Here is a 21,014-nt window from a genome sequence, read left to right as displayed (position 1 = left end):
TTCACCTATTCGATGAGGAGGGTTTTCGATGACATCCCCGCATAATGTATGGGAAGGCCGGTTCGTGCGGCTGCGCGCCATCGTCCCTGGCGATTGGGAATGCTTCCATCGCAACGATCAGAACTCGGAAGCGGCCCGGCTGTGCGACGCGATCTAAATGCCGCGTTCCGAGGAAGGGACCCGGGGATGGACGGAAAGGGAGGCGGCCAGACATCCCGACGGCGACAACATGAGGCTGGCGATTGAGACGCTGGACGGGCAGTTGGTTGGCACCATCATCTCCCAGAGCTGCGGTCCGCGGAACGGTACGTTCAAGTATGGAGTCGCCATCTTCCGGCAGCATTGGCGCCGAGGCTACGCTTCGGATGCGGTGCGGATTCTGCTGCGCTACTTTTTCGAGGAGCTGCGCTATGAGAAGGCGACAGTCCAGGTATATTCGTTCAATGAAGCCTCGGCCCGGCTCCATGAACGGTTGGGATTCAAGCTGGAGGGGCGGGTGCGGCATATGATATTCGCCCAGGGCCGGCACCATGATGAACTTATCTACGGTATGCTGAAGAGCGAGTATGAGCGGATGAAGGAAGCGGCTCCCGCAGCGAAGCCGTAAGCGGACCGTGGCCCCGGATGGAATCGAGAATCGATCCGGGGCTTGCTGTTCCGGCAGCGCTAGATGGCAAGCAGGATAAGCGAGAGCAGGAGCATCGCTGCCGCGTTGATGGCCATCTTCGGCGGATGCTTGGCCCGGAACAGATGCGCATGGATGGCGCCCAGCATCAGGAGGATGTACAGGACGGCGGCGTACTTCAACGCCGCGGGGAGCCAGAAGGCGGCAATCAGGCCGGCGATGCCCGCCGCCTCAAGCGTCGCGGTCACATCCATGAACCAGCTTGGATACCGGTATTCCTGCCAATGCCGGACCATCGAGGGCGGGCGCCCGAACTTGAGCAGGACGGACACCGTGAACATGGCGATGAGAATGCATTGGATGATGATAACGACAATCGTCACAGATCTCACACTCCATTGTGAATGGGATGTCGAGCAATGGCTCGTGCGTTCAGTATAGGGGAGCGTGTGGTTATCGGATGTAGTCCAGCCTACAGCCACCGCAAAATAATGGAGGGAGTCTTGTGGACAAGGCAAAGTATTTATCGAGAATCAATCTGTTCGACGGCCTCGACAGCGAAGAATTGAAGCGAATCGAGTCGGTCACCCCGGTCGAGTTCGTCAAAAAAGGAACGCTCATTACGACCCCGCATGCCGAGCGGAAGAGGCTCTATTTAGTCAAGTCCGGCATTGTCCGCCTCTATCAAATCACCGGGGAAGGGAAGGAGCTGACGATCGATCTGATGGGTGCCGGGCATCTGTTCGGGGAGATTGCTTCTTTTGCGGCCGGCGATCCGCATACGTACGCGGTCACGGTGGAGGACGCGGTCATCTGCTCGATTGATCATGTCCAGTTCCGGCAGGTTATGACGGAGCGGCCGGAACTGGCTCTCCGGTTCATTGAGATCATTTCCGCCCGCCTGAAGGAAGTGGAGGAGCTGCTGGAGCGGATGACCTATGGAAGCGTGCGGCAGCGGCTGCTTTATCTGCTCTACAAGTTGTCGGAGAAGTTCAAACGCAATACCCCGGTTCAGGAGGAAGATGCCGGCCCGTCCTGGGTGCGGCTGGAGGTCGAGCTGACGCATCAGGAGCTGGCCAGTATGGCGGGATCCATCCGCGAGACGGTCACGGCCATGATGAATGAACTGGCGGCCGAGGGGATTGTGCGCAAGGAAGGCCCCCGCAAGCGGCTGTGGCTTCATGCCGATCGGCTGCAGGCCGCGCTGGCGGCGGAATGAGCGAACAGAAGAGCGGCATGCTCAAAGACAGGCCAAGCCGGCGGATCATGCCGCCGGCCTGCGCGCGGCCCGCTTCTTGAGCGTTGCCGTCAGGTTAACGTCAGCTCGAATACAACGAGCAATAGGTGCGGTCGAACCGGCCGTTCCGCAAGTCTTCCCCGCGGATGAAGAAATGAATAACCCCGCAATCCCACCATTGGAAGCCGACGGCATCCGAGCTGCCGATCTCCAGCAGCATGACGATATCATCCACCTCGTTCCGGGCCCGCTCGGCGTCACCTCTGAGGACATCTCCATCACGAAATCAAGATACCGTTCATATGAATCGTCGTCGAAGGACACCATATCTTCATATGCATAGTTGGGGAACTCCAGCGTGGGGCGGACAAGCGCCTCGAAGGAGCCGAATTCCTCGCCGAGCGCGGTAGATCCGCCGCGCTCGCCGTTCCAGGCCATCGGCGGATGCCGCATAGATGACCCGGTGCTCGATATCGTACGCAGGCTCATCGATGCCGATGAAGAATAGAGCATGCCCCGCGCAGGCAGCCGCTTCAGCGAATCGCTGGCGGCGATCGGCTCCCTATTGAGCCGGGCCGGGCGGAGCGGGAAGTCAAGCCTTGATCTCGCTGCAAGCGGAACTTGTTTCTTTGTAACCTTTACCAGGGAAAGATATGTTGTTATAGAACTAGGAAAAATTTTAGCAGGAGGAGTAACGTACACAAGAATGAAACCGTCACAGAACCGTTCCATCATCATCCGGCGCATCATGCTGTGGTTCGCTGCCGTCCTCGTCGCCGCATCCATCCTTCCTGAGGGAATGGCTGCCGCCGCGGCGAAGTCATCCTGCGGAACCGGCTGCACCCATTACGACGTTGTCGTCATCGGCAGCGAGATTCAGGGGGTGCTCCTGGCCAAGGCCGCCCGCGATCTCGGGCTGAAGGTGATGATCCTCGATCCGCGAAGCAAGCCGGGAGGCGAACTGATTCAAGGTCAGATGCTTGTGCTCGACCAGCCGAATGACAATCAGAAGCGGAGCCTCGTGCAGGGCGAGATTCGGAGGTTATTCAATGGCTATAACGCAGGCACCATTCGCAAGGAAGAAGAATTCAACCGCTATTTCCAATCGATCATCAAAAATATCCCGATCCAAAACAGCATCCGCATCGAAAAGGTAGAGGTCGTTCCCCGGGGGAAAGAGAAGGCGATCCAGTCGCTGACGTACCGGACGAAGGACGGCAAGCCGTATCGGGCGGAAGCGGAATACTTCGTGGAAAATACCGATTTTAACGCTTTGACGAGCAAGCTGGAAGTCAAGCGGATTCCCGGCATGGAAAGCATCTATAACGGCAAAAAGCCGGATCATATGGCCGCCACCCTCATGCTGAGGTTCAAAAATGTGGATTGGAATGAACTGCACGAGCAGGTGCTGCTCGATTATCCGCTGACCAATGTGCAGAAGAAGTATGGTCCGAATACATATGTCGATTGGAACACGGCGACGGGCTTCAGCAATCTGACCTTCCAATACAAGCCGAAGGATGATCAGCTCGTTTTTCGCGGCATCAATTCCACCTCTCAGCGGAATGGCCAAGTGATTATGAATGCGCTGCTCATCTTCAACGTCGATCCGGCGAATCCGGAATCGGTCCGATCCGCCGTCGAGAAGGGGAAGGCCGAGGCGCCGCATATTCTAAAATTTTTGCAGAAGCATATTCCCGGATATAAAAACGCCGAATTGGACGGGTTTCCCGATTATTTATATATTCGGGATTACAACCGCTTCGAGACCGACTATATTTTGGACTACCCGGACGTGATGTCAGGCAAAATGTTCTGGGATAATGTCAGCATCGGCGGCTACTCGGTCGATCTGCAGGCTGTGCGGGCCATTCCAAAAGGAATCGGCTTCGGCAAGCCGAACCGGTACGGCATGCCGCTGCGCTCCTTCGAATTGAAAAACTATGAGAACGTGCTCGTCGCCGGCAAAAATGTCGGGGCCACGATCAAAGCGTACGGCACGGCCCGAATTATGCCGAACACCGCGCTGGCCGCCGAGACGATCGGGATTATTTTAGGGAAAGAGCTCAAGAATAAGCGGCTGAAGCAATTAACCCAGGCCGATTTTCAACGGATCCATAAGTATCTGGAACGGAATTACGGCATTGTGCTGAACCGTTAACCGAAACGAAGGCCGATAACCCGGCGGGAGCCGGACAGACAGAGAGACCCGCAGCGGAACGCGGGTCTCTCTTCTTCTAGAATGGAATCGGCGGCGAGACAATCGCGTAATGATGCTTGGCGGCCCAGGCGGTCAGCCCTTGCCAGTACGCTTCGCAGGCGGTGACGATCCGTTCCGGGTCGGCCAGCTCCCCGGACATGATCAGCCCTGCCAGCTCATCATAGCCTTGCGGGCGATCCGGCAGCGCCAGGGCCTCCGGCAGCACGCGGGCGCCGGTGGTGAACAAGGTCCGATGATGCAGGCCCAGTATCATCGCGCCGTTGTGGGCGAACTGCATAGCCAGATAAGGCAGGTAGGAGTCTGGACCGTGCAGGCTCGCGTTGCGAAGCTTACCCGCGAACTCATACATTTCGCCGACCAGCACCTCGCAGATAGCCCGGCGGAATTCCGACGCAGGCGGGGATTCGGCTGCGGCCTTGAGCTTCGGGAAGAACTCTTCCGGATCATACAAGGCCAGCGCCGTGAAGAACGGGCCATGCGTAAGCGGCCATCGTCCTTCGATCTCTGCCGCTTCGCACAGCAGAACATGCTCGCTCATCACGTCTACCTCGGCCTTCCATGGCCCTGCAGACCATTCATAGCAGTCGTCTGCGGCTTCGCTCGATTTCCGCAGCACGCAGAACATTTCGATGTCAGAATACGGGCCGTCCATGCCGCGGGCGATCGATCCGTATACGCCAATCGCTTTGATTCGCTTTCCGTATTTCTCATGCAGCCGGTCCGCAATCTTGCGGCATGTCTCCATCCGCGCTTCCTTCGATATCGGCACAGGTCCAAGCTTGTTCATAGGCAGCATCTCCCTTTTTGTTATTGGCGGTCAAGGCGAGTATGAACAAGCTGGACGGCGGGCCTCGGGATTAACGGGGCACTTTGAGCTTCGGCATGGCGCTCGAACCTTCCTTTCGTATCCTCTTTACCGAAATTGTACGATGATCCTGGCGTACCTGCAAGGAGCGGGCGATGCGCTATCGGACGAACTCGCTAAATTGCTCGATATCCGGTACGCGGGAGCGTTAGCTTCATATGATGAAGTAAAACGCATTTAGGGAATAGGTGGGTTAGTATGAGCGAAGAGGACAACGCAAGAATTATTACTTTAATCGTAGTCATCGTGATCGCTACTTCCTTCATCATCGGAATCGGAGCCAATGAAGGCGGGGGGGACTTGGATATCATTATAGTCTGATCGGATGGTGACGGCCATGGCACGGAACGGGAATGGAACGGGCGGCGGCAACAAGAAAAACGGAAAGAAAAAATCCTCTCCATCGAAGCTGACGCCGCAGCAGATTGCAGTGGTCGTCGGTCTATTAGCCAATGCGCTTGAGGTTACTTCTGTCTTGATTGACAAAAATCAAAGAATCGAAATTGTGCTTGAAGGCTCGATTCGCAAAAAAACAAGGGCGGACCGGATTGCCGAGGAACTCAATAATATCAGTGTGGGAGATCTCCTTGAAGCTATCCTTCTGCAGAAACTTTAAGCGTGCCGGCTTGCCGGCCGGACCCCAAGATTGTCCCATTTGCAGGGGAGGATAACGGTATAGTATTTGTTCCGGTTGGACGTGCCTTCTCGCTGAAAGCCCCCTCCGGGAAAGAGGGGGCTGGGAGGCCATCAATCTGGACGTGTGTCGCTTCGATGCAATTGAATGCTCAGCCCGGGGTTCGCCTCGGAGACGGACCGGGTGTACCGGCTTAGTGATTCCGCCGAGAGCGGAAGGCGGAACAGCTCCCGATCCGGCAGGAAGGTGATGCTTGTGCCGGTCTCCCGCGTCGCCCCTACCGTCAATAATCCGGTCTGGGGAATGCCATGCTTGAAGTCCTGCCGGAATATGCTGCCGCCGCGGCGAATCTCGACCGTCAGTCTCTGCGAGAGCGCGGTAACGATGGCGGCATTGCTTTTGTGCTCGGCGCCCGGCACGGTAATGAAGGCGCTGGGGCTGCTGCTGCCGATATCGGTCAGAATCGCCTGCAGCGGCTAAGCGCGTCTATGCTCCGGCGAATGCTGCTGCGGGAAGAAGGCATCGAGCGGCACGAGGAGATTCCGGACGGATATGTCGAATCGGTGATACGGGGGTTATCCTCGCCCCGGATCGCGGCAGCGAATGCGGATATGCTGCGCCTGGTGCAGCATGCTCTGCCCAATATGGCTCCGGCAGCCTTGCCGGATGTGCCGGTTACGCTTCTATGGGGGGAGCGGGACAGGATGTATTCGCTGCCGGAAGCATTTCGGGCGATGGGCACGTATTCCGCGTGCCATACGGACACCAGTTCCCTGTCTTTGATCCGGAGGCTGCGGTCCGGCTGTTGATCCAGCTGAAGGAAGAACGGGCGGATGACAGCATTACCATATCGGCCCGTGATGCCTCCGCGATCTCTGTGCTATGATGGGAACAGCTCTTTACCGATGGAACATGCGTGCACTGAAATCATAACAATCAATGGAAACCGCTACGAGAGGTGTCAGAATGCATAGAACAATCGGCATATTCGCTCATGTAGACGCAGGGAAGACGACGCTGGCCGAGCAGCTGCTGTACCATACCCGCAGCATTCGGAGCCGGGGGCGGGTCGATAACCGGGATGCCTGCATGGACAGTCACGAGATCGAGAAGGAACGGGGCATTACGATCTTCGCCGATCAGGCGGTGATGACATACAATGGCACTACCTACACGTTGATCGACACGCCGGGGCACGTCGATTTCTCCGCCGAGATGGAGCGGGCCATCCAGGTGATGGATGCCGCCATTGTCGTCGTCAGCGCGGCGGAGGGCGTGCAGGGCCATACGGAGACGGTCTGGCAGCTGCTGAACAGCCACCGGGTGCCGGTCTTCTTTTTCATCAACAAGACGGATCGGACCGGGGCGGATGCAGAGCGGGTGTTGGACGATATTCGCGTCCAACTGACGCCGGACGCGGTCGATATGAGCTCCGCCTGCGGCGAAGCGGAATGGGAGGACGGGCTGATCACTTTTCTGGCCGAACGCGATGAGGAATTGCTCGTCCGTTATATGGAGGACGAATACGATCGGGAGGTGTGGCGGAACGCGGCGGCCGGCTTGATTCGGACGCATCGTCTGTTCCCCTGCGCCGCAGGATCCGCCCTGCAGGATGTGGGCGTAACCGAGCTGCTGCAATTGGTGGATGACTTCACGCCGGGGAGCTGGCTGAAGGATCAGCCGTTCGCGGCCCGGGTATACAAGATCCGCCATGACGCGAACGGCGCCCGCGTTACCCATCTGAAGGTGCTGGGCGGATCCCTGCATGTCAGGGACGAGGTCCGCTATGGCCCCGGACCGGACCGGATCGCCGAGAAGGTGACCTCGATTCGGATATACAACGGCCGCAAATATGACCATGCCGAACAGGCGGAGGCAGGCCAGCTCTGTGCCGTTACCGGACTATCGGCGGCCGCGGCCGGGGAAGGCTTGGGCGCGCTGAACGATCGGGCCGAATACGAAATGGTGCCGATGCTGACGTCGAAGGTCATCTTTCCGCCTTCGCTCCATGTGAAGGAGGTGCTCCAGCGCTTCCGCCTGCTCGATGCCGAAGATCCGTCGCTTCGGGTTCAGTGGGATGAGGCGCTGCAGGAGATTCATATCCATGTGATGGGCGTCATTCAACTGGAGGTGCTGGAGCGGCTGGTCAAGGAGCGGTTCGGCATGGATGTCTCCTTCGGGACACCGGACATTCTGTACAAGGAGACGATTGCTTCGGCAGTGACGGGATGCGGGCATTTCGAACCGCTCGGGCATTACGCGGAGGTGCATCTTCGGCTGGAGCCCGGCGCCAGAGGCAGCGGAATGGTATTCCGGAACGAGTGCCATCCCGACGTGCTGACGGTCAACTATCAGCATGTCATTGAGCAGTACTTGCTGGAGCGGGATCACCACGGGCTGCTGACCGGATCCCCCGTCACCGATGTCAACATGACGCTGACGAAGGGCCGGGCCCACAATAAGCACACGAGCGGCGGCGACTTCCGCGAGGCGGCCTGCCGGGCGCTTCGGCAAGGGCTGGAGCAAGCGGACAATGTGCTGCTGGAGCCGTATTATGAGGTGAAGGTGAAGGTCGCGTCCGAGCATATGGGACGCGTCATGACCGATATCCAGAAGGCGGCAGGCCGGTTCGATCCGCCCCAGTTCGCCGGAGATCAGGTCGTGATAACGGGCAAGGCGCCGGTGGCCACCTTTATGAACTACAGCGCCGAGCTGGCGGCCTATACCCAGGGCAAGGGGATGCTGCAGCTGCGCTTCGGCGGGTATGAGCGCTGCCATAACGCGGAGGAGATTATTAAGGCCAAGGCGTACAATAAAGACGCGGACCCGCTCTACACCTCGGCCTCCATCTTCTGCGCCAAGGGGCAGGGATACAGCGTGCCCTGGGAGGAGGCGGCGCGTCATATGCACTGTTGAGGCACGGCAGTTCAGCAGCCTGACCGGCCTGAGAGGCCGGCAGTCATAGCAAGGGGCTATCCCATCGTCACGAACCGTGACAAATACGGGATAGCCCCTTCATGCTTTATTGCGCAGCTTGCTGCTCGTACAGCTTAATCATCTCGATAATAACCTCCGTCGCCTTCACCATATTATCAGCGGAGACGTATTCGAACTTGCCGTGATAATTCTCTCCCCCGGTGAAAATATTCGGTGTCGGCAGCCCCATATAGGATAGCTGCGAGCCGTCCGTGCCGCCCCGGATCGGGGTAATGATCGGCTCGATGCCGACGTTCTTCATCGCTTGATAGGCGATATCGACAATATGCTTGACCGGCTCGATCTTGTCTTTCATGTTGTAATATTGGTCGTTCATATCGAGGATAATGCTGTTTTCTCCGTAGGTGCCCTGAAGCTCCTTCACGATCGCCTCGAGCTTCGCTTTGCGGGCCTCGAAGTTGGCCTTGTCGAAGTCGCGGATGATATAGCGCAGATCGGTCCGCTCCACATCGCCTTGGATAGAGATGAGATGATAGAAGCCGTCATAGCCCTCGGTGAATTCAGGAGCTTCCTCGGCAGGAAGTTTGCTGTGCAGCTCCATGGCGATTTTGGCCGAATTGATCATTTTGCCCTTCGCCGAACCGGGGTGGACATTCGTCCCCTTGACCGTAATCTTGGCCTGCGCCGCATTGAAGCTCTCATATTCGAGTTCCCCGAGCGGGCCGCCGTCAACGGTATAGGCGTATTTCGCGCCGAACGCGGCGACATCGAAGCGGTGGGGCCCCCGCCCGATCTCCTCGTCCGGGGTGAAGGCGACACGCACCTTGCCATGCTTGATCTCCGGGTGCTGGAGAAGATAGGCCATCGCGGTCATAATCTCGGCAATGCCTGCCTTGTCATCCGCGCCGAGCAGCGTCGTCCCGTCCGTCGTAATCAGCGTATGGCCCTTATAATTCGCCAGTTCCGGGAATTCGGCCGGCGACAGGACGACATGGAGCGCTTCGTTCAAGACGATTGCATTCCCGTCGTAATTGTCGACGATCTGCGGATTGACGTTGGCTCCGGTGAAATCCGTCGCCGTATCCAGATGGGAGAGGAACCCGATCGTCGGGACATCCTTGTCCGTATTGGCCGGCAGTGTGGCCATGACATAGCCGTTCTCATCCAGGGTCACCTCCTGCATGCCGATCGCTTGCAGCTCTTCCACGAGCAAGCGGGCCAGGTCCAATTGTCCTGGTGTCGACGGGCAGGTCTGGCTGTCATCATTCGATTGGGTATTTACTTTGGCGTAGGCAGTAAATCGTTGAATAATTTCATTTTTCACGATATTTCACCTCAAACAATGGTATGTACTCCCTTTTCCCATACTACCACACAGATGAACGCAGGACACATCCTCACCCATATAAATCCATATTGTGAATGCTTGAATCTGGCTTCAGATTACAAATTTAAGTTGAATCCGTTGTTTGAATCAAAGGGATCTGTCGGACTTATCATTTCTTGAGAGCGTAACTCATATTCGTCTCCTCGGCATCCGGAAATTTTGTGAAGGATAGGAACGGCGCGCCGAAACTCAGGCCTGTTTTTGCACAATTAAAAACGTACGGAAACGGAAAAGATATGCACTGAAGAAGGCGATCACGCGCGAGGCACATAATTTGACCGCTTCCGGGCCATTGTATGAAGGATTCATACTTTATGCTGGCAAGGAGGCAGGATGATGGCCCGCAGGAACCGAAGAAGGCTGCTCGTGAACGGAGCAGAGCAGGGCGTTAATGCGTTCAAGGCGGAAGTGATGCGGCAGGAAGGCTTCGCCGTAGATCCGAACCGGCCGGACGACGTCAAGTATGAGGTCGCCAAGACATTGGGCGTGCCGCTGCAGCCGGGAGACAACGGAGAACTGTCGACGGAGTCGGCGGGGCGCGTCGGGGGCCGGATTGGCGGCACGATGGTCCGGGAGATGATTCGTCTCGCGCAGGAGCAGCTCACGAAGAAGCCGACGCAGTAGCTATTTATAGGTGAAGGAAAGCGAACAAAGCCGGAGTCTCCCGCGAAGGAGATCCGGCTTTGATGTTATCGGCGGCGAGGCGCTGCGCAGCGGCGGGTTATAGCTCGATCCATTGCGCGGCCCAAGCTTCAATGTCTCGAATGATCGGTTCGAGAGCGTGTCCCTTCTCCGTCAAAGAATATTCGATGCGCACCGGCGTGTCGGGATATACTTCTCGGCGCACGATGCCTTCGCGCTCGAGATCCTTCAATCGCTCGGACAGGACCCGGCCGCTAATCGCGATGGCCGATTCCATCGTGCAGAAGCGCTGCGGGCCTGCCAGCAATTGATGGATGATAAGCCCTGTCCACCGCTGGCTCAAGATGCTCATCGCTTTGTCGAAGCGGGGACATCGTTCACTGGATGTTCCGTTCATGTTCCATCACCTCTACTATACTATTATAGCACTGGTGACGGGAAATAAGCACCTTTCTCAAAAAAATATAATTACTTGACAATATTAATTGACTAATTTATATTTACTTGTAATTAGTAACCGAGGTGATGGCAGCGCCAGGTTGCAGCTATTCTAAAATTAAAGGATGTGTGTTCGGAAATGACAAAACTTTACGAAATAGGTGCTCTGTTGTTAAGAATCTTTTTGGGAGCGGCTTTTCTTATTCACGGCTTTCAGAAGTTCCAGGGCGGCATTGGCAATACGATGGGATTCTTCGAGAGTCTGGGGCTGCCTGGATTTGCGGCTTATGCCGTTGCCCTGATTGAGATTATCGGGGGCGTCGCTCTTATTCTTGGCCTGGGAACGCGCCTTTTCTCCGCCCTGTTCATTATTATCATGGCTGGGGCGATGGTGAAGGTGAAGTTCGCGGCAGGCTTTACCGGCAGTCCGGAAATGGCGGGCTATGAACTGGATTTGGCCTACCTTGTTATGGCGGTATATTTGGTCCTGGCGCCAAGCAATACGTGGTCGCTCGATCGTCTTTTCTTCGGCAGCAAGCCGAGCGCATGAACAGGCCTAGCGCCTGAAGGAGGAACCAGCCTATGAATTTTCATCGTTACCCGTCTACTTATGTCGGGCATGTTCAACTGGCCGTCGAGAGTTTGGAACGCTCGCTCTTGTTCTACCGCGATATACTCGGATTCAAGGTGCTCGAACAATCCGGCGCCAGCGCCGTACTGACGGCGGATGGCGTAACGCCTCTCGTCACGCTGGACCAGCCGGATACGATCGAGCCTAGGAACCCGCGCAAGACCGGGCTGTACCATATTGCGTTCCTGCTCCCGAGCCGATCCGATCTGGCCGATATTCTTCAATATTTCGTCCAGATCGGATACCCTCTCGAGGGAGCATCGGATCACTATGTGAGCGAAGCGCTCTATCTGGCCGATCCGGAAGGCAACGGGATCGAGATTTATGCCGATCGCTCGCCGGATACATGGAGCTGGAATGACGGCCAGGTCGGCATGGCGACCGTGGCGCTGCAGGCCGACAGCCTGCTGCATGAAGCGACCGGACGCCCGTGGACGGCGATGCCAAACGGCACCATCATCGGCCACATTCATTTGCAGGTATCCGAGCTGGAGAAGACGGAGGAATTTTACGGACGGGGGCTGGGCTTCGAGACCGTCGCCCGTTATGGCCGGCAAGCGTTGTTCATCTCGACGGGCAACTACCATCATCATATTGGCTTAAATACATGGCACAGCGCGGGGGCGTCCGCACCCGGCAAGCATAGCGCAGGCTTGAAATGGTTCACGCTCATGCTGCCCGACGAGGAGGCGCGGAAGCAGACCGTGGAACGGCTGCGCCAGCTTCATGCGCCGGTTGAGGAGGAAGCGGGCACGGTACGAACGGTGGATCCGAACGGGATTCATCTCATTCTGCAAGTTCAATCCTGATATATATGCCATTCGCCCGAGGTCGGGCGGCATGGCAGCTTACAGCAGATGGCTTCGGCTATCTGCTGTTTTGCCGTATACGGGCGCAATCCTATCCAGGTGACCGGATGGTGATGATGAGGCGGAATTGGAGGTTGACCATGGAGTCCGATTCCTTGGTGAAGCGCTTTTATGTGTCGGAAAAGGGAAAACGGCGCAGGAAAGCTTGTTGTCTATTTGCGGAATGAATACGTCAATGTTAACATATCAGCAATGCAAATATTCCGAACCTAAGTCCAGCGGTATGATGTCAAGTCCCTGATTGATGAGAATTGGAAAATTTCCTTGGCGTGCAGCAGAATCAATCCAAAAAAGGCATCACCAAACTAGACCCAGTCGAAAATTAAGTAAAATACCATAATTTAACTGGTAATTAGAGAAGAACATTCATGAGCCAGGGCATTATTGCTCTGTCGGCTTCACCTTCCTTCTGGGCGTATAGAGTTGGTCGTTGCGTAGCAGCACATCGACCAGACGCACAAGTTTTCTTGCCGTTAAGACGAGGGCACGTTTGTGTTGATGCTTAGGGACTTCATTGAATTTCTTCCGGTAATACTCCCCGAATTCCGGGTCGCGGTTTTTTACCGAGTTGGCAGCTTCAACAAGGTAATAGCGAAGGAATCGGTTGCCGGAACGAATGCGCTTTGTATCTTCCGCCTCGAAGGAGCCGGATTGGTGCTTGCGCCACGTCAGACCCGCATACTTGGCCAAGGCGGCTTGATCCGTGAAGCGGTCGATGTCGCCGATCTCGGCCAGGATGCCTGCGGCATAGACCCGATCAATGCCCGGAATGGAACGGAGGCACTGGCTGCTGGAAATGCCGTCTAAAATGCGCTCAATCGCCTTGTCGAGCTCTTTAAGCTGACTCTGGATGCTCCGGATCGACTGAATTGAGGTGCCCAGCACCAAATCAATGGAATCCTCGACAACCTTCGAGAGACGGTACGAGGCCCGAGCCGCCTTTTGAATACAGCGGGCGACGTGTTCGGGATCGGGGAAACGATTTCTCCCCTTGTCCTTGAGATAGTCAGCCAAACGGGCGACATCCATATTCGCCATCTCATCCAGACTATACTTTTCCGAGAGCATTTCCATGATGGCATGGACGAACACGGAACTGTCCACCTCCGCGCGAAAAGCATTGCACTTGTAGAACAGATTTTGCAAAAAGTATTGCTTCTCGCGGGTAAGGTTGTGTACGAGATGGAATCGCATGCGAGTGAGCCGCTGCAAGGCGATGTACTGTTCCTGCATCACGATAGTCGTCGTGAGTCTGCCAAAACGCAGGCGGTCTGCAATGATCCAGGCATCGATGCGATCGGTTTTGTCCAGGTCGGCATAAGCGTCTTTGAATTTGTTAATCAGCTTCGGATTAATGGTGAACACCTTGGCATTCAATTGTTGAAGGGCCTCATCCTCATGCAAGTACATGGCTGGATGCCAGCTGTAGACGGATGTGGCTTCAAGCCCGATATGAACCTCAGAGCAGGCTGTCTTGACCGCAGCAGAAATGATGCGATCCCGCAAGTAAGAGGCGCCGTGCAGATTGTTGGTGGTCTTGAAGGTCTCCAGGGTGTCGCCATCCGATTTCATCAAACAGGCTTCCAGTTCTTCGGAACTGACGTCAATACCGACAAAAAGCTTCAAGAGAATTCCTCCTTTCTATAAGGGATTCAGGGAACGGACTCTCCGGACTGTCTCCGGCGCACTCGCCGATCAATCACCCTCGCATATGAGAACACGCTTCGGTTCACGAGCTGCCCCGACGCTGCTACAGTCGGGCATGAGTTGCCGAAGGGAACAGCCAGCGGGTAAGAAGTGCAAGCGAGTACCGGAGAAACAGACTTAAAAAGTAGATTGGACTACAGGAGGGAGACGAATTTCCCCGAATGGAACCCTAAGTTCCATTGTCCAGAGACATTCCGGAAAGTCCAGTCCCCATATTAATTTTCAATGTGCAAGCTGGAAATTTTGAAGGCATTCTATGTTCCTATAAAGGACTGGAAAAAGACTCAAAACTGCCTTTAGGAAATACTATACGAGGGAGTGACAGCCATGCAACGCAATACGATGATAACGATGGCGTTAAGTCTGTCGCTGGCACTGCTGCTCAGCGCTTGCAGCACGCAGCCGGCAGCGCAGGCGCCGGCCAATACCCCCGCCACTGCCACCGATACCGCGTCCCGGACACCGTCCCCTTCACCGGATGCGTCATCTTCGGAGAAGCCGCCCGCATCGGCGCCTTCCGGCGACTCCGAGAGTTCCGGCGTGACGAAGCCGGAGCCGGAGAAGGGCGAGCCGACTGCGGAGCAAGAGGTGGAAGAGATGATGAAGCTCGCTGCCGAAGGGCGGGTGGCGCACAGCGACTTCGCCGTCGAGCATGGCTTGATGGATGACGTGGAGAAGGAATGGGGCGAGCCGGACAAGGACGAGTTCGCGGGACAGGGCATGTATGCCGCCTATGAGACGAGGCATATCGTCTTCGGCTATAACAAGGGCATGCAGATTTTCGACGTCCGATCGGACGATCCGGAAGTGCGGAAGCTGACGCTGGAGGATGTGGAGAAGGCGCTGGGCAAAGCGAAGGATGTGCGCGAGAACGGCGGCGATGCGATCTATGTATACGAGGCCAGCGCGGATTACGAGCTCAAATTCATTGTGCCGAAGCCAACCGACAAGAACCCGAATCCGCATGTCGATCATATCTCGGTGTTCTATCCGCAAGGGGCCAAAAATCTGATGGCCGGCTAAGAGAGATTGTTGCGGCATGACGGCGAGCCGCTTTGTTTCCTTTATTTGAACAATTGATGGCAGCGCGGATCGGTCATCTCCTGGCCCGATATTTATGCTATGCTAAGGCGGAGGATAAGTGCCGAAGCGAGCAGCTTGGGTCTGTCCCATCACGCTGAATAAAAAGTTGGTGCATACACGATATGGAGCTATCGAATATGATGTCTTACGTGACGGAGGAGAACCTTAGGAATCTGCTGGAGCAGTTCCGGTCGTTCGGCCCGCTGCCCGGCATTTTGCTGACCTTCATGAAATCGTTCATTCCCCCGCTGCCAACGATTGTGATCGTCGGCGTCAATGCCGCCGTATACGGGCTGTGGCCCGGGTTTTTCTATTCCTGGCTCGGCATGATTGCCGGATGCATGGTCACGTTCCTCATCGTCCGTACCATCGCCGGACATCGATATTTTCAGCGCTACGCGCAGAAGCCCAAGGTGAAGAAAAGCTTGCTGTGGGTGCGGCGCAATGCGTTCAGCTATGTCTTTCTGCTCAGTATTTTTCCGGTAGGCCCGTTCGTCATTATCAATATGGCGGCCGCGATCGCCCGGATGCGCATCCGCTCCTTCTTCATTGCGGTTACGCTTGGCAAGGCGATTATGGTGTTCGCGGTCTCGTACATCGGGCACGACTTGATGAGGTTCGTTCATCATCCGATTCAGCTTGTGTACGTGGTGTTATTCCTTGCCGCCTCGCTCTGGGTCAGCAAGAAGATTGAAGCGCGCTTCACCAAGGATCTCCCGCCGGAAGAAGATGTACTCTCTCAGAATAAATGACAAAGACAAAGGGACAAAAAAGAACCGGGAAAACGAGGGAAACACCGATACTACCGGGGATTATGCGGGATTAAGAGAAAAAAAGTTGAGACACAAATGATGAAAGAAAAAACAAACGTGTTGACAAAGGATAAAAATTCAAAAAAATGCGCGGAGGCCTTGATGTATCAGGGATATCGGCGTTTTTTTGTGCTTCACTGCGATTGTACCATGGATGAAGTACGTCAGAAAGAAGCATCTCGTTGTAACGAGTGTCAATTTCAACGTTACCGTGCGTTATAGGAGAATAAAAAAACGAAAAAAACCGGGCCACATCAAGGCTTCAGCGGATTAACGGTTCCGTTCAAACCGCGTTAAAGATATTCATAGTAGACCTCTAAAAATAATGAAAACACCTTTGAATCAAAGGGACATTTCGGACAAAACTGTGAAAGTGTGTCCCATTGCACTTGTGGCGCGGTTTTTCGCTTCATTTTGCGCATTAAAAATATACCATCAGCAATGGGACAAAAAATGATGTGAAATCCTATCATTTTGGGCAAAAAAATTATGCCGGTCTAGTAGCTGCTTCTTCTTTTCCGTTTCCTCCATTCGTCGAGATATGCGATTTCGCATGTTTACTTGAACTGTCAGACTCCTTGCCTGCCAGCTCCAGTAATACTTCGATGCGTTCCTCGATTTTAATTTTATCCCTATCTTCTAATTGGTGGTACTTTGCCAGCAATTCTAGGTCAGAAGGAGAAATTCCTAACGCCGAACCTTGCACTAATTTACGTGCATTACTAGGCTCATTTCCACTTAGCAGCCAATCCGTTGTTACCTCAAAATACTCTGAGAGGGCTAATAAAGCATCTGCCCCTGGTTTCACCTTATCGAGCTCCCAGTCCCCCACATTACCACGCGAAACGCCTATCGTTTCAGCTAGATCCTTTTGGCTCACGCCTTTTTCCTTTCTCAGTTCTTTAATTCTTCTCCCAATACTCATTATTGGCTCACCCTTTGCACTATTATTTGAGCAAAATGCACGAAAAACATTGCTTTTTGTATTGACATTGCACGTATATACGTGTATTCTGATGATAGATAGTAAATCATATCAAAATCTTAGCACACAACTTGAGTCGAAAACAGACGAATTACCTGCTCTTTGAAAACTAAATAAGCAAGGGATTCACAGATTAATCACTTCAATTGGAAAGGAGGAATGAAATGTGAGTTCCAGTTTGAGTAAAACACTAAAGGAACAAATCGAATCCACTGACACGATTATTCGTGAATTAGTGGGAAGTGTAGATGTTTCGTCGGCTGGAAATGAGGTAGTAATAGCTACTGCACAAGGGAGCGCCCTTGATGCATATGGCGATATGTTGGCAGCCCATGAGCGTGAACTCGTTGAGGAACTGCGACGGCTGGTGCTGGAGTATAGCGCCAAAATCGCTGCAAACCGCCAGTTACAACGGGCGATAGGGCGAGAGGCTGAAAGACGGGAAATCATCAAAGAACGAATTAAAGCAGGTGAGCATATATGAAAAAACGCAAACTATCACCTATCGGTGTAACCATCAAAAAGCGCCTCGCAGAAATGAATATGACGCAATATGAACTAGCGGCCCAGGTAGGAACGAACAGTAACTATATCTACCTGATTATGATTGGGGAACGTTCTGGAAAAAGCTTCATCCCTAAGCTAGCTCAAGTCCTTGGCATAGAATTACATGAGCTTAGCAGAACGGCTTAGAACATCACAGAGAAGGACAAGTGGAGGAACATGGTCATCAGGAGGCTAAAATCGATGGGTGCAATAAATGAAGAGAGCGTCCCCCCTCCAAGGTCGACGCTCTCCAAGCAACCCATCAAAAAACTTATCTCCTCCATTGTAGCATGAACGGATTCACTTGGAAAGGAGGAACAAGCTTGTCGGAAATATACATTACCCTGGAAGTGGCCGCCGGGCTTGAGGGCGTGAGCTACGAGTCAGTAAAGAAGAAAGTGCAAAGGAACCCGGAGGCTTTCAAGGCAAAGAAAGAGGCTGCCGCAAGTGGTGGAAAGGAACGTGTCCTTATTGCAATGTCCACGCTGAGCAAGAAGGCCAGACAGGCTTATAAGCATGTTACAGGCATTGAAGGCGCAGATGTCATTATCAAGGAACATGTCAATGAAAAGGAAATACCGTGGTACATCGATGTTGATCCTGCTGAATACATCGAGAAGCACGGTAAGTCATATTACGAAGCGGTCGAGTTGGCAAAGGTCATCCGCGAGTTTCTCAACTATGGAGACCGTGACCGGACTGAATTTGCGGTCAGTATCGCGGAAGCAAACGGAATGAGTCAGCGCACGCTCTATCGGTATGCACAAAGCTATTTGGAAGCAAGTGCCTGGGCGCTGAAGATGAGCAAACAGGACGGGAAAAATTATGACTTTTTCAAGGTGCTGGCACTCTGCCGTAAGCCTAAGCAGAAAAACACATTTCCGTCACTTACGCCGGAGGTCAGAGCTTTCATCGAAAATTTATGGTTTGAACCCGCGTTTGCGAGCAATAACGGAACGATTGAAATGCTCTACAGCAAACTTATGAAGATTGGATCAATGCATAGCTGGGACATCCCATCATATCCAACGGTGGCCCGCTATATCGGATATCTGATGAATGTAAAGCGTGGCAAAAATGCGCGTCTACTTGCCGAAAAAGGCATGCGTGAATTTAAGAATCAGCGAATGGTCAAAGCGTCTCGGAATACAAAAGCGTTGCCAGTTATGGGGCTTGTACAAGGCGACGAGCATACATTCGATGTTTGGGTGAAATATACATACCCGAATGGCAAGACCAAGGCCATCCGCCCGCAGCTCGTCGCATGGCTAGATACACGCAGCCGCTGCATCGTTGGCGATGTAATTTGTGTCAAGGCAAATTCGCAAGTGCTGAAGCAGTCGCTGCTCAACATGATATACGCCGACATTGGCGGCGTGCCAGAATGGCTGCTGATCGACAACGGGAAAGACTACACCGCCGAGACGATGACCGGGCGTAAGAGAAATGAACGCGTCAGCTTCGACAGCGAGACCAAAGGCTTTTATCGCAGCATCGGCATCAAGGATGACATGCGCAGCCTCCCATACCAACCCTGGTCGAAGGCACAAGTCGAGCGGTTCTTCGGCACGCTAATTAGCAAATTTGAAAAATGGTTGGGAAGCTACACGGGTACGCTAACAGGTTCGAAGACAGCGGCGAAAGTGGACAAGGACATCAAGAAGATGCTCCAACGTGACGAATTGCTGACACTGGATGAATTTTATGCGCTATGGTGCGAGTGGCGAGACGAGTACCATCGTTCATTCCATAGTGGACTCAAGGGACAAGGCGATAAGTGGCATACGCCTCTGGAAGTGTTCCGGAACGCCGACCGCTATGTCAAAGCGCCGCCGCCAAAGTCCTACGCAACGATATTGATGATGAAGGCGGAGCGCGTCCTTGTCCGGAACATCGGGATCAAAAAGTTTGGATATGAGTACCGCGCCGATGAACTCTGCCATTATATCGGGGACAAAGTTGACATCAAATGGGACCCGAATGATGTGACAAAGCTCTATGTGTATACAGTTGGCGGGCAAAAAATATGCGAGGCGTACAGTCAAGAACTGCTACTCATCGCCCCGAAGATGCCGCAAAAGGCGCTGGAAGATCACCTCAAAATGCAGAAGCGCCAGCTCCGCCAGACGATGGATGACCTGGCGTATTATACGACGCCATTAGAAGATCGCGATCCTCAGTATCAAGGATATGGAAACGACGTGGCCGGGTTCATTTTCAAAAATGAGGCTGCACCGAAGCAGAACACGAAGCTGGTCGCATTGCCGGACGATCAGCAATTCCGGGAAGAGCTGCGATCCAGAAAAACAGCCAAAGCAGGAAAAGACGATGCAGATGACTTTTACCAACGGCAAGCGGAGAAAGCCCTCGCGGCGCTCCGTAAACTTGGATAATTGGAGGGAACGAACATGGAAGCAGTGGCATTTTATCCGGTTCAAGGTGGCACACCAACAGCCCTTGCAGCACAGGTTAAAAATATGATGGACAAAAACGGCATGACAATTACGGAGCTGGCGCGAGAAATCAATTATTCTCGCTCGGCCCTCTCACAATATCTGAGTGGTAAATATTCTTCCGATCCTACTGACATCGAGCAGGCAATAACGAACTTTATCTCCGCACAAGGCGAAGAAGTGGCGGCAGCCATCGAGCAAACAGGCACGATGCGACTTGCTAAGCCTGCATTCGTTGAGAGCCGTGACGCAACGGCAATCATCGGGGCCTGTCAATCCTGCCAGTCATTTACTGGACTTGGAATTGTGGTTGGGAAGTCGGGATACGGCAAGACTCATACGCTCAAGTATTATGCGCGGTCTCCCAAGGTTGCATATATCGAATGCGACGATACGATGGCGCAACGCGATCTGGTTAAGGCCATCGAAAGAGCTCTCGGCCTACCCGTTGGCTATGGCACGATATGGGAACGGGTGAACGGTATCCGTGAATTTTTCAACTGCAATCCGGGCTACTTGCTCATTATCGACGAAGCGGACAAGCTTGTTAGCAAGTATTCACAGAAAAAAATGGAGATCCTGCGTGCCATCTTCGACCAGTCAGATGTGGGAATGATTATCGCCGGGGAACCGAAGCTTGAAGCGCAAATCAAGGGCTATATCAGCCGTTTTGCGAACCGGGTAGATTTCTATGTGTCACTGAAGGGACTATCCGCTAACGAGGTTCGTAGCTACCTACAAAACTTCAACTTCGAAGAAAATGCCATTCAGGAGATGATTGTCCGTGCAACTAACAACAAAAACGGATGCTTCCGCTTACTCGACCGGACGCTGAACAACATCTTGCGCATATTAAACATGCACGGCTCCGCTGAAGGGGCTCCCCTAATTACCGTCGACATTATCGCTAAGGCCAGCAACATGATGATGCTGTAGGGGGGA

The 21,014-nt window shown here is 54.0% G+C and carries 26 protein-coding genes; 19 read left to right on the top strand and 7 right to left on the bottom strand.

Features of this window, described 5'->3' with window-relative positions:
• Window positions 1-28 precede the first annotated feature (28 nt).
• A complete protein-coding gene (locus OCY70_RS34205) occupies window positions 29-157 on the top strand; it encodes a hypothetical protein (protein ID WP_261945360.1) in 129 nt (42 codons plus the stop codon).
• Window positions 158-607, top strand: a complete 450-nt coding sequence (locus OCY70_RS34200) for a GNAT family N-acetyltransferase (RefSeq protein ID WP_249725403.1) — start codon at window positions 158-160, stop codon at window positions 605-607.
• Window positions 608-666: 59 nt separating this feature from the next.
• On the opposite strand, the gene OCY70_RS34195 is transcribed toward OCY70_RS34200, so the two are convergent.
• Window positions 667-1,008 carry a DoxX family protein gene (locus OCY70_RS34195; protein WP_213429605.1) on the bottom strand — a complete coding sequence of 114 codons (342 nt, stop codon included), beginning with the start codon at window positions 1,006-1,008 and terminating at the stop codon, window positions 667-669.
• A gap of 122 nt (window positions 1,009-1,130) precedes the next feature.
• Here OCY70_RS34195 and OCY70_RS34190 point away from each other — a divergent pair, with 122 nt between their 5' ends.
• Window positions 1,131-1,844: a Crp/Fnr family transcriptional regulator gene (locus OCY70_RS34190; RefSeq protein ID WP_213429604.1), complete on the top strand. Its 714-nt coding sequence runs from the start codon at window positions 1,131-1,133 to the stop codon at window positions 1,842-1,844.
• A 100-nt stretch (window positions 1,845-1,944) separates the two neighbouring features.
• On the opposite strand, the gene OCY70_RS34185 is transcribed toward OCY70_RS34190, so the two are convergent.
• Window positions 1,945-2,097 carry a DUF1963 domain-containing protein gene (locus OCY70_RS34185; RefSeq protein ID WP_213429603.1) on the bottom strand — a complete coding sequence of 51 codons (153 nt, stop codon included), beginning with the start codon at window positions 2,095-2,097 and terminating at the stop codon, window positions 1,945-1,947.
• Window positions 2,098-2,220: 123 nt separating this feature from the next.
• Here OCY70_RS34185 and OCY70_RS34180 point away from each other — a divergent pair, with 123 nt between their 5' ends.
• Complete coding sequence (locus OCY70_RS34180; protein WP_213429602.1) at window positions 2,221-2,370, top strand: hypothetical protein; 150 nt, start codon at window positions 2,221-2,223, stop codon at window positions 2,368-2,370.
• A gap of 198 nt (window positions 2,371-2,568) precedes the next feature.
• On the top strand, window positions 2,569-4,023 hold the full coding sequence (locus OCY70_RS34175; RefSeq protein WP_213429601.1) for an FAD-dependent oxidoreductase: 1,455 nt from the start codon (window positions 2,569-2,571) through the stop codon (window positions 4,021-4,023).
• Window positions 4,024-4,099: 76 nt separating this feature from the next.
• On the opposite strand, the gene OCY70_RS34170 is transcribed toward OCY70_RS34175, so the two are convergent.
• Window positions 4,100-4,870, bottom strand: coding sequence for an ANT(4')-I family aminoglycoside nucleotidyltransferase (locus tag OCY70_RS34170; RefSeq protein WP_213429600.1), 771 nt, complete (start codon window positions 4,868-4,870; stop codon window positions 4,100-4,102).
• 276 nt (window positions 4,871-5,146) lie between these two features.
• Between OCY70_RS34170 and OCY70_RS34165 the strand changes: the two genes are divergently transcribed.
• From OCY70_RS34165 to OCY70_RS34145, 5 genes are all read left to right on the top strand, one after another.
• Complete coding sequence (locus tag OCY70_RS34165; protein WP_261945359.1) at window positions 5,147-5,269, top strand: hypothetical protein; 123 nt, start codon at window positions 5,147-5,149, stop codon at window positions 5,267-5,269.
• A 4-nt stretch (window positions 5,270-5,273) separates the two neighbouring features.
• Entirely contained in the window at window positions 5,274-5,564 is a 291-nt protein-coding gene (locus tag OCY70_RS34160; protein WP_261945358.1) for a hypothetical protein, read from the top strand.
• Between the two features lie 201 nt (window positions 5,565-5,765).
• Entirely contained in the window at window positions 5,766-6,062 is a 297-nt protein-coding gene (locus OCY70_RS34155; RefSeq protein WP_213429598.1) for a hypothetical protein, read from the top strand.
• Between the two features lie 8 nt (window positions 6,063-6,070).
• Window positions 6,071-6,391, top strand: a complete 321-nt coding sequence (locus OCY70_RS34150; protein ID WP_213429597.1) for a hypothetical protein — start codon at window positions 6,071-6,073, stop codon at window positions 6,389-6,391.
• Window positions 6,392-6,548: 157 nt separating this feature from the next.
• Window positions 6,549-8,498 carry a GTP-binding protein gene (locus tag OCY70_RS34145; protein WP_213429596.1) on the top strand — a complete coding sequence of 650 codons (1,950 nt, stop codon included), beginning with the start codon at window positions 6,549-6,551 and terminating at the stop codon, window positions 8,496-8,498.
• Between the two features lie 106 nt (window positions 8,499-8,604).
• Here OCY70_RS34145 and pepT read toward each other — a convergent pair whose 3' ends face one another.
• Entirely contained in the window at window positions 8,605-9,843 is a 1,239-nt protein-coding gene (gene pepT / locus OCY70_RS34140; RefSeq protein WP_213429595.1) for a peptidase T, read from the bottom strand.
• 399 nt (window positions 9,844-10,242) lie between these two features.
• Here pepT and OCY70_RS34135 point away from each other — a divergent pair, with 399 nt between their 5' ends.
• A complete protein-coding gene (locus tag OCY70_RS34135) occupies window positions 10,243-10,530 on the top strand; it encodes an alpha/beta-type small acid-soluble spore protein (RefSeq protein WP_168181811.1) in 288 nt (95 codons plus the stop codon).
• 97 nt (window positions 10,531-10,627) lie between these two features.
• Here OCY70_RS34135 and OCY70_RS34130 read toward each other — a convergent pair whose 3' ends face one another.
• Window positions 10,628-10,945 carry a winged helix-turn-helix transcriptional regulator gene (locus OCY70_RS34130; protein WP_006678333.1) on the bottom strand — a complete coding sequence of 106 codons (318 nt, stop codon included), beginning with the start codon at window positions 10,943-10,945 and terminating at the stop codon, window positions 10,628-10,630.
• A gap of 180 nt (window positions 10,946-11,125) precedes the next feature.
• On the opposite strand from OCY70_RS34130, the gene OCY70_RS34125 reads away from it, so the two are divergent.
• Both OCY70_RS34125 and OCY70_RS34120 read left to right on the top strand, forming a co-directional pair.
• Window positions 11,126-11,536 (top strand): DoxX family protein, encoded by a 411-nt coding sequence (locus OCY70_RS34125; protein ID WP_213429594.1) that lies wholly within the window; start codon window positions 11,126-11,128, stop codon window positions 11,534-11,536.
• Window positions 11,537-11,568: 32 nt separating this feature from the next.
• Window positions 11,569-12,426, top strand: a complete 858-nt coding sequence (locus tag OCY70_RS34120; protein WP_213429593.1) for a VOC family protein — start codon at window positions 11,569-11,571, stop codon at window positions 12,424-12,426.
• A gap of 441 nt (window positions 12,427-12,867) precedes the next feature.
• Here the strand turns inward: OCY70_RS34120 and OCY70_RS34115 are convergent, their stop codons facing one another.
• Complete coding sequence (locus OCY70_RS34115) at window positions 12,868-14,112, bottom strand: IS110 family transposase (protein ID WP_261945357.1); 1,245 nt, start codon at window positions 14,110-14,112, stop codon at window positions 12,868-12,870.
• A 408-nt stretch (window positions 14,113-14,520) separates the two neighbouring features.
• Here OCY70_RS34115 and OCY70_RS34110 point away from each other — a divergent pair, with 408 nt between their 5' ends.
• Window positions 14,521-15,216 (top strand): YjgB family protein, encoded by a 696-nt coding sequence (locus OCY70_RS34110; RefSeq protein ID WP_213431438.1) that lies wholly within the window; start codon window positions 14,521-14,523, stop codon window positions 15,214-15,216.
• A gap of 182 nt (window positions 15,217-15,398) precedes the next feature.
• Window positions 15,399-16,028, top strand: a complete 630-nt coding sequence (locus OCY70_RS34105) for a TVP38/TMEM64 family protein (RefSeq protein WP_213431439.1) — start codon at window positions 15,399-15,401, stop codon at window positions 16,026-16,028.
• A 547-nt stretch (window positions 16,029-16,575) separates the two neighbouring features.
• Here the strand turns inward: OCY70_RS34105 and OCY70_RS34100 are convergent.
• Window positions 16,576-17,013 carry a helix-turn-helix domain-containing protein gene (locus tag OCY70_RS34100; RefSeq protein WP_213431440.1) on the bottom strand — a complete coding sequence of 146 codons (438 nt, stop codon included), beginning with the start codon at window positions 17,011-17,013 and terminating at the stop codon, window positions 16,576-16,578.
• Window positions 17,014-17,239: 226 nt separating this feature from the next.
• Here OCY70_RS34100 and OCY70_RS34095 point away from each other — a divergent pair, with 226 nt between their 5' ends.
• From OCY70_RS34095 to OCY70_RS34080, 4 genes are all read left to right on the top strand, one after another.
• Window positions 17,240-17,557: a hypothetical protein gene (locus tag OCY70_RS34095; RefSeq protein WP_261945210.1), complete on the top strand. Its 318-nt coding sequence runs from the start codon at window positions 17,240-17,242 to the stop codon at window positions 17,555-17,557.
• Entirely contained in the window at window positions 17,554-17,766 is a 213-nt protein-coding gene (locus tag OCY70_RS34090; protein ID WP_213431526.1) for a helix-turn-helix domain-containing protein, read from the top strand. The genes OCY70_RS34095 and OCY70_RS34090 overlap by 4 nt, the downstream gene beginning before the upstream one ends.
• Window positions 17,767-17,942: 176 nt before the next feature.
• Entirely contained in the window at window positions 17,943-20,012 is a 2,070-nt protein-coding gene (locus OCY70_RS34085; RefSeq protein ID WP_261945356.1) for a Mu transposase C-terminal domain-containing protein, read from the top strand.
• Window positions 20,013-20,027: 15 nt separating this feature from the next.
• The gene (locus OCY70_RS34080) at window positions 20,028-21,008 is read left to right on the top strand and encodes an AAA family ATPase (RefSeq protein WP_261945208.1); all 981 of its coding nucleotides are present in this window, start codon (window positions 20,028-20,030) and stop codon (window positions 21,006-21,008) included.
• The last annotated feature ends 6 nt before the right edge of the window (window positions 21,009-21,014 follow it).

Source organism: Paenibacillus melissococcoides (assembly GCA_944800085.1).
GTDB classification, from domain to species: Bacteria; Bacillota; Bacilli; order Paenibacillales; family Paenibacillaceae; genus Paenibacillus_B; species Paenibacillus_B melissococcoides.
The sequence above is the reverse complement of the archived record's forward strand: the minus strand, read 5'-3'. Positions and strand labels throughout refer to the sequence as shown.

Excerpts from the sequence above, each read along its gene's own strand:
- OCY70_RS34205 (WP_261945360.1), top strand. The coding sequence starts at position 29 with ATGACATCCCCGCATAATGTATGGGAAGGCCGGTTCGTGCGGCTGCGC.
- OCY70_RS34200 (WP_249725403.1), top strand. The coding sequence starts at position 158 with ATGCCGCGTTCCGAGGAAGGGACCCGGGGATGGACGGAAAGGGAGGCG.
- OCY70_RS34175 (WP_213429601.1), top strand. The coding sequence starts at position 2,569 with ATGAAACCGTCACAGAACCGTTCCATCATCATCCGGCGCATCATGCTG.
- OCY70_RS34170 (WP_213429600.1), bottom strand. The coding sequence starts at position 4,870 with ATGAACAAGCTTGGACCTGTGCCGATATCGAAGGAAGCGCGGATGGAG.
- OCY70_RS34165 (WP_261945359.1), top strand. The coding sequence starts at position 5,147 with ATGAGCGAAGAGGACAACGCAAGAATTATTACTTTAATCGTAGTCATC.
- OCY70_RS34160 (WP_261945358.1), top strand. The coding sequence starts at position 5,274 with ATGGTGACGGCCATGGCACGGAACGGGAATGGAACGGGCGGCGGCAAC.
- OCY70_RS34150 (WP_213429597.1), top strand. The coding sequence starts at position 6,071 with ATGCTCCGGCGAATGCTGCTGCGGGAAGAAGGCATCGAGCGGCACGAG.
- OCY70_RS34145 (WP_213429596.1), top strand. The coding sequence starts at position 6,549 with ATGCATAGAACAATCGGCATATTCGCTCATGTAGACGCAGGGAAGACG.
- OCY70_RS34135 (WP_168181811.1), top strand. The coding sequence starts at position 10,243 with ATGGCCCGCAGGAACCGAAGAAGGCTGCTCGTGAACGGAGCAGAGCAG.
- OCY70_RS34130 (WP_006678333.1), bottom strand. The coding sequence starts at position 10,945 with ATGAACGGAACATCCAGTGAACGATGTCCCCGCTTCGACAAAGCGATG.
- OCY70_RS34125 (WP_213429594.1), top strand. The coding sequence starts at position 11,126 with ATGACAAAACTTTACGAAATAGGTGCTCTGTTGTTAAGAATCTTTTTG.
- OCY70_RS34120 (WP_213429593.1), top strand. The coding sequence starts at position 11,569 with ATGAATTTTCATCGTTACCCGTCTACTTATGTCGGGCATGTTCAACTG.
- OCY70_RS34110 (WP_213431438.1), top strand. The coding sequence starts at position 14,521 with ATGCAACGCAATACGATGATAACGATGGCGTTAAGTCTGTCGCTGGCA.
- OCY70_RS34105 (WP_213431439.1), top strand. The coding sequence starts at position 15,399 with ATGGAGCTATCGAATATGATGTCTTACGTGACGGAGGAGAACCTTAGG.
- OCY70_RS34100 (WP_213431440.1), bottom strand. The coding sequence starts at position 17,013 with ATGAGTATTGGGAGAAGAATTAAAGAACTGAGAAAGGAAAAAGGCGTG.
- OCY70_RS34090 (WP_213431526.1), top strand. The coding sequence starts at position 17,554 with ATGAAAAAACGCAAACTATCACCTATCGGTGTAACCATCAAAAAGCGC.
- OCY70_RS34080 (WP_261945208.1), top strand. The coding sequence starts at position 20,028 with ATGGAAGCAGTGGCATTTTATCCGGTTCAAGGTGGCACACCAACAGCC.